Source organism: Actinomadura sp. 6K520 (genome assembly GCF_004349245.1).
Lineage (GTDB): Bacteria > Actinomycetota > Actinomycetes > Streptosporangiales > Streptosporangiaceae > Spirillospora.
On the sequence record NZ_SMLC01000087.1, the window covers coordinates 23,405 to 30,169 of the forward strand.

The 6,765-nt window shown below is 70.6% G+C and carries 8 protein-coding genes; 5 read left to right on the forward strand and 3 right to left on the reverse strand.

What is annotated here, in order from left to right:
- Nucleotides 1-431: 431 nt before the first annotated feature.
- From E1289_RS22220 to E1289_RS22230, 3 genes are all read left to right on the forward strand, one after another.
- Nucleotides 432-665, forward strand: coding sequence for a hypothetical protein (locus E1289_RS22220; RefSeq protein ID WP_131983167.1), 234 nt, complete (start codon nucleotides 432-434; stop codon nucleotides 663-665).
- Entirely contained in the window at nucleotides 622-1,572 is a 951-nt protein-coding gene (locus E1289_RS22225) for an AraC family transcriptional regulator (RefSeq protein ID WP_243713063.1), read from the forward strand. The genes E1289_RS22220 and E1289_RS22225 overlap by 44 nt, the downstream gene beginning before the upstream one ends.
- A gap of 328 nt (nucleotides 1,573-1,900) precedes the next feature.
- Nucleotides 1,901-2,833, forward strand: a complete 933-nt coding sequence (locus tag E1289_RS22230) for a DMT family transporter (RefSeq protein WP_131983169.1) — start codon at nucleotides 1,901-1,903, stop codon at nucleotides 2,831-2,833.
- On the opposite strand, the gene E1289_RS22235 is transcribed toward E1289_RS22230, so the two are convergent.
- From E1289_RS22235 to E1289_RS22245, 3 genes are all read right to left on the reverse strand, one after another.
- A complete protein-coding gene (locus tag E1289_RS22235; protein ID WP_131983171.1) occupies nucleotides 2,814-4,595 on the reverse strand; it encodes a M64 family metallopeptidase in 1,782 nt (593 codons plus the stop codon). The two genes, E1289_RS22230 and E1289_RS22235, sit on opposite strands and share 20 nt — an antisense overlap.
- 120 nt (nucleotides 4,596-4,715) lie before the next feature.
- Complete coding sequence (locus E1289_RS22240) at nucleotides 4,716-5,507, reverse strand: SDR family NAD(P)-dependent oxidoreductase (RefSeq protein ID WP_131983173.1); 792 nt, start codon at nucleotides 5,505-5,507, stop codon at nucleotides 4,716-4,718.
- 17 nt (nucleotides 5,508-5,524) lie between these two features.
- Nucleotides 5,525-5,734: a hypothetical protein gene (locus E1289_RS22245; protein ID WP_131983175.1), complete on the reverse strand. Its 210-nt coding sequence runs from the start codon at nucleotides 5,732-5,734 to the stop codon at nucleotides 5,525-5,527.
- Nucleotides 5,735-5,964: 230 nt separating this feature from the next.
- Here E1289_RS22245 and E1289_RS39730 point away from each other — a divergent pair, with 230 nt between their 5' ends.
- On the forward strand, nucleotides 5,965-6,084 hold the full coding sequence (locus E1289_RS39730) for a DLW-39 family protein (protein WP_221480955.1): 120 nt from the start codon (nucleotides 5,965-5,967) through the stop codon (nucleotides 6,082-6,084).
- Nucleotides 6,085-6,107: 23 nt separating this feature from the next.
- Nucleotides 6,108-6,765 (forward strand): HAD family hydrolase (locus E1289_RS22250; RefSeq protein ID WP_207929085.1); only part of this gene is annotated, 658 nt, incomplete at its 3' end.

The window sequence follows — 6,765 nt, forward strand, 5'->3', positions numbered from 1 at the left end:
GGAAGAATGGTGGACGCCGCGGCCGCCGGTCGTACCCAGGGTGTGCACGGTAGTTATCCACAGGTTGTGGATTCCGTGCGTGGCGGTGCGGGCGGGGTGGATGCTGGAGGGGATGGAGGGCAGAAGGGCGCTCGAACCGTGGAGAACCCCGTTGTTCTGGGGATCTCGCTGTGGATGCGACCTCCTGCAGCACCGATTGGCACGGCCAGGGGGATGTGTGCGGACGATGTTCACAGCCTGTGGATAAGTGTCGGTCGATGGGGAGAGGGGGAGCTCGGTGGTCTGTACACGGGGCCGCGCGATCCGGCTGAATGTCGGCATGAGGTCAAGGCTCGTGGCGTGCGCGGCGGTGCGGTGCATACGATGGTCCGGCCGCTCCGCAGCGCCTCCGACCTGCGAACACCAGTTCGAGTCCGTGCTACGCTCGCGGAATGGGGCAGTTGCTGAACGAGCCGGTTCGCGCCGAGCACGACCCGGCGGGACGGCTCACCGCGTACGAGTGGCGGGGGTCGCGCTACGCGGTCGACGAGGTGCTGAAGACGTACGGGACGGCCCAGGAGGGCCGCGTCTACCGGGTTCGGGTCACGGGCGCCGAGGGAGTGGCCGTCGCGGAGCTCGGCCGTGACGAGGATCGCTGGCGGCTCCGGCACGTCTTCTCCGCCTGACGCCCCGGGTGCGGCCCGGCGTCGTCCGCGCAGGTCCGAGGCCGGCATCGTCGACCAGACCCTCTGGACGCGAGTGGACGGCATCCAAGGGAGCCCGCTGGACCTGCTGACGGCCCGGATCGGCCGGCGGCACTATGCGCCGCACATCCACGACGAGTACGCCATCGGCGTCACCGTCGCCGGCCTGGAAACGATGCGCTACCGCGGCGAGAAGATCTACTCGGGCGCGGGCAGCGTGGTCGTGGTCGAGCCGGGAGAGGCGCACACGGGCGGGCCCGCCCTCCCCGAGGGCTTCGCCTACCGATGCCTTTATCCGGATGCCGAGCTGCTGAGTGCCGCGATGCCGGCCAGAGGCGGCGGGGGTCCGGCGCGGCCGCACTTCCGTGAAGCGATCATCGACGATCGGGCGCTCGGCGAAGCGCTCCGGCTCGCGCACCGCGCTCTGCGCCTGGGAGAAGACCCCCTGGAAGGAGAATCGCGCCTGCTGAGCGTTCTGGGGACGCTCGTGCTCCGGCATGCCGGCCAGGCCCCGAAGACCGTTCCCGGGGGACGCCGAGGCGACGCCGGGCTGATCGCACGCGCCGTCACCGCGCGGCTGTCGGACGAACTCGTCACGCCGCCCACCCTCGCGGAGGTCGCCACCGACCTGGAGCTCTCCCGCTACCAACTGCTGCGCGCCTTCCGCGACGTCGTGGGCATGCCGCCGTACGCGTGGCTCGCCCAGTATCGGGTGATGCGAGCCCGAACGCTCCTGGAGGCGGGGCACCGCCCGGCGGAGGTCGCGGCCCTCGTCGGGTTCGCCGACCAGGCGCACCTCACCCGCTGGTTCCGGCGGGTCGTGGGCGTCACACCCGGCGTCTACCGCAACAGCGTTCAAGACAGCATGGTCCGCCGCATCGCATCCTGAATCCGTCCATCGGTCGCATATCCCGGCCGCCATGTCGTCCGGTGCGTGTCGTCCAGTCGCCCGTCACGCGCCGGCCCCCGCGGTGGCGTGTCGCATGCGTCCACAGGGCTCCGCCACGGAACGTACGTCGAACCGGCGTGGTGAGGACGTTGGACGCGGAGACGTCCGAAGGTCCTGCCTGCTGGGCGTTCGTCCGGCGGAAGCGAAGGGTCGGCCAACGGCCAGGGTGTCGTGGCGGGCCTGTCGCGGGATCGTGCGCCGTTAGGCGTCCCGCTGTTGTGGGTTGCGCTCCTGGGCGGCGGAGCGGGTATCGGGAATGGAGGTCGGGGTGAGCCGTCGTGGTTGGGCGCTGTTCGCGCTGATGGGGGTGCTGTGGGGCATTCCCTACCTGATGATCAAGGTGGCGGTCGAGGGCGTCTCGGTGCCCATGGTGGTGTTCGCGCGGACGGCGCTCGGCGCGGCCGTGCTGCTGCCGCTGGCGATCCGGGCGGGGCGGCTGGACGTGGTGCGCCGGCACTGGCGCCCCCTGCTGGCCTTCACCGCGGTGGAGATCCTCGGCCCCTGGGCGCTGCTCTCACATGCCGAGACCGAGCTGACCAGTTCCATGACGGGCCTGCTGATCGCCGCCGTCCCGATCGTCGGGGTCGTGCTCGCCAGGCTCACGGGCGACGCCGAGCGGCTCGGCCCTGTGCGCTGGGCGGGGCTGCTGGTCGGGCTGACCGGCGTCTGCGTGCTGGCCTGGCCACATCTCGGCGGCGGCAGCGCGTGGGCGATCGGCGAGGTCATGCTCGTCGCGCTCGGGTACGCGATCGCGCCGATGATCGCGCTGCGGCGGCTGCAGGACGTCCCGAGCCTGCAGATGGCCGCGTTCTCGCTGGCCATCGCCGCGGTCGTCTACACCGGGCCGGCGGTGCTCACCCGGCCGGACTCGATGCCGAGCGCGCAGGTGCTGGCCGCGCTCATCGGGCTGGGCCTGGTGTGCACGGCGCTCGCCTTCATCGTGTTCTTCGAGCTGATCCGGGAGGTCGGCGTGTCCAGGGGGATGGTGTTCACCTATGTGAACCCGGCCGTCGCGGTCGCCGCCGGTGTCGTCTTCCTCAGCGAGCCGTTCACCGGAACGATCATGCTTTCGTTCGCGCTGATCCTCGGCGGTTCCGTCCTCGCGACCGTGCAGCGCCGCCCCGTGCCCGCGGAGGCCCCGCCCATCGCCGACCCGGAGGGCGCGCGACGCGGTCCGGCGGTCAGCGAAGGGTCACCGTGAACTTCGCGGGCTTCCCGATGTTCCCCGCGGGATCGATCGCCCGGTATTCGATGGTGTGCCGACCATTGCCGAGTTTGCCGTAGGCGAGGCCGTCGATGACGGTTCCTTCCGCGGTGAACAGCCAGGGGGCAGACGAGTCGGTCGGCCAGCCGAAGTAGTTGAACCAGCCGTCGCCGTCCACGCGGAACTCCGTGACGACCGCGCCTGGACGGTCGTCCTTGCCCGTCAGCCGCATCGTGAAGGGACCGTCGAAGACGTAAGAGCCCCCTGGACGAGTGTGCGCCGCCCTGGACAACTCGTAGGACGCTGTCGGAGGTTGCGCGTCGATCGTCCAGGCTCGGCTATGGGGACCGACACGTGCGACCAGTTGATGCGTGCCTTTCGACAGGTCGAAGCGCGCGAGATCGATGTCGCGGTCACCGCCCCGTACACGTCGCCCATCGATCTCCCAGCGGACGGCGGGCGCGCTGTGCGTTGGGTGCGTCGTCTCCGCGTACACGACCGATTCGCTGCCCACGGGCTTGTCGGTGGGGGTGGACGACGTGAAGTCGACCGGCACGTGCTCCGGAGTGGTGGTGAGGCTTGTGTCGACCGACCACGTGGTCGTCTGGGTGAGTGCCGGAGTCGCGCGTATGGCGGGGTCCCTGACGAAGCGGGTGGGGTCGGTGACCTTCACCTGGACGGTGTGCAGGCCCTTCTTGAGCCGCAACCGGGCTAGGTCGAGGTAGGCGCCCTTCCGAACGACCTGCCCGTCCACCGTCCACGTCACGGACAAACGGTGATTGGCCGGGTGCATCGTCTCCACCCACAGGACCCGGTCGTCGCCCACGGCCGTGTCGTTCGGCGTGTGCGCCTGGAGCAGGTTGACCTTGGCTGAGATCCGCTGGGTCATCTGTTCGCGGCCGACCTGGTCGAAGTAGTAGCCCAGCGTTTTCATCATCGAGTGCTGGCTCGGCCTCCACACACCCTTACTGAAGTAGAGCCCACCCTCGTACCGCCCTATGGTGCCCCCGGACTCGCTTCGTTCACCGAGCCACCGCCACCACTTCTGCTTCTGCGACTTCATCTCGTGCTCTGTCAGCAGCGTGTGGTGGACGGACTCAGGCTCAGGACCGCTGTACGTCCCGCCCGGGACACCTCGCTGGTAGTAGTCGTACTCGTCGTGCAACCCACCCAGCGAGTGGCCCAACTCGTGCGGCGCGATGAGAGCCGACATGGCGTTCCCGCCCGACGCCGTCGCATAGGCGCCGCCTGCACCGCCGTAGGTGTCGCTGTTGGCGAGCGCGAGAATCTGGCGGTTTCCTGTGGTCGTCCCTGCCACGAGGTCCGCATACGTCTTGGCCGCGGTGGAGTCGATGGTGAGGAGCCGCTGGATACCGTCCTCCCTGCAGCCGCTCCAGAACGCCATGCGCAACGGCGTCGTCCTGCGTGGGGACGACAGTGACGGATCACAGCTCACCCCAGATTCGCCGGACGGGACCTCGACCGCGTACACGTTGATGTAGCTGCGGTACGACTTGAACGGCTCGATCGTCCACAGGTCGTTCAGATGCTCGGCGAGATGGGCGCGGAACTTCGGCATGTCGGCCGGCGTGTAGCCGTCCCCAAGGACGACCAGGTTGAAGCGCTTGGCCGGATCCCCGGTGATCTGGACGGGAACGACCGTCGCGTCCTCGGGTTCCACGGCCTTCGCGGGCGCCGCCGTCAGGGACAGGGCGGTCACGGCCGCCGCGACGGTCACGGCCACCCGGCCCGTCCACATGCGCAGACCTCCTCGCGGTGGGCGCACGCGGCGGGCGAGGGTGCGGCCCGGAGGGGCGCCGGCTCGCCCCGCTGATCAAGCGGGGACTGCCCGGATTATCACCCGCAGGCCGCGTATTAGCTAGCGTTTGTCGCGCTGGCCGTCCGCGAGCCCCCGCGCGACCCGGTGCCCGCCCGCGCGCCGCTGCACGGCCGCCGACAGGCCGGGCGCGACCCCGCCCAGCCTGGCCCCGAGCCGCAGCCCGAACGGCGCCACGTCGACCTCCGCGATGTTCCGCTCGATGGCCCGGACGGTCGCCCGCGCCACGTCACGAGGCGTCCGGGTGCCGACCCCCTTGGGCAGCGTGACCCCGGCGTCGGCGAACATGCCGGCGTCCCGGATGAAGCCGGGGAACACCGTCGACACGCCGACGCCGTGCGGCCGCATGTCCTCCCGCAGTGCCAGTGCGAATCCCCGCATCCCGAACTTCGTCGCGTTATAGAGAGACGCGTGCCCGGACGCCGTCTTCCCGGCAAGGGACGACACGAATACCAGGTGCCCCCGTCCACGTTCGGCCATCTGCGCGCCCGCGAGCTTCGCCATCACGATCGGCGCCCGCAGGTTGACGTCCAGGACGCGGTCGATCTCGGTCATCGAGTACTCGCCGAGCAGGCCGGACGCGGGCAGCGCCGCGTTCGCGACCAGCACGTCCACCCGGCCCGCCTCGTCCAGCAGCCGCTCGGCCCCCGCACGATCCGCCAGGTCCGCCACGATGGCCCGGCCGCCGAGCCGCTCCGCCAGGGGTTCGAGGACGTCCGCCCGCCGGCCCGTGAGGATGATCTGCCCGCCGCGATCGGCCAGCGCGACCGCCAGCGCCCGGCCTATCCCGCCCGTCGCCCCGGTCACCAGAACGGTCGCTCCACCCAGCTCCATGACGAGATCCTTTCGGATCACATGCCGATGCGCCAGAGCAGCAGAATGATCGACGACAGCACCAGCCCGGCCGTGCCGAGCGGAACCTCACCCAGCGCGATCATCGCCGCGCATCCCGCCGCGGTCAGGCCGGCGACCAGTACCATCCCCCGGCCCCCGGACGGCTCCTCCCGCGGCGCGCCGGAGTCGAACTCGCGTTCCCAGCGCCGGAAGTCGTCCTCTGACATCGGCACCCCCGAAGGTCCGTCTGACGGATTATGCGACCGCCCGGGCGCCCCCGCGCTATGGCGCGGACGTGACAGCATCCCCACCGGGATTGGACGCCGGGTCAGATACGGGCGAGTGGGTGCTGATCGCCCGCGAACGGTTGCTAGGCTGCTGAGAGCCTGGGAAAGCAGACGCTGATGCGAACGCGTCCCGGGTTTTGACTTCATAGTCGAGGTGAAGGGGTCCCACCATGAAGAAGCTGCTCGTTCTTGCCGTCGTCGCACTTGGTGGCTTCGCCGTCTGGCGCCGGATGCAGCAGGACCGCGCCGAGCTGGACCTGTGGACCGAGGCCACGTCGTCCGACAGCTGAGACGCCGGCGATAAGGCCCCGGCGTGAACGAAGCAGAGCCGATCACCGTCGCCTGCCTCGATCTCGCCGGGACCACTGTCGCGGACGGCGACACCGTCCACACCGCCTTCGCGGAGGCGATCGCCGCCCTGGGGATCGTCTCCGGCACGGCGGCCTATGAGTGCGCCCTGGCGCGCTTCCGCGAGTCACGCGGCGAGTCGAAGATCGGCATCTTCCGCTCGCTCTTCGACGAGCCCCGCGCCCAGGCCGCCCACCTGGCCTTCGAGCGCTCCTACGACCAGCTCGTCGACCGCCGCGGCCTGCGGCCCGTCCCGGGCGCCGCCGAAACTCTCGACCACCTCCGCGGCGCCGGCATCAGCGTCTGCCTGCTCACCGCCTTCAACCGCCGCACGCAGGCCCGCGTCCTCGACACCCTCGATTGGTGGCACCGCGTCGACCTGACGCTCTGCCCCGAGGACGCCCCCCGCGACCGCCCGCGCCCCGACCTCATCCTCACCGCGGCCCTGCGCCTGGGCGTGGACGACGTCCGCAATATCGCCGTCTGCGGCGACACGGCCACCGCCATCCGCTCCGGCCGCCGCGCCGGCGCCTCCATCGTCGCCGGAACCCTGACCGGCGCCCACGACCACGACCGCCTCCGCACCGCCGGCGCCACCCACATCCTCCCCAGCATCACCGCCC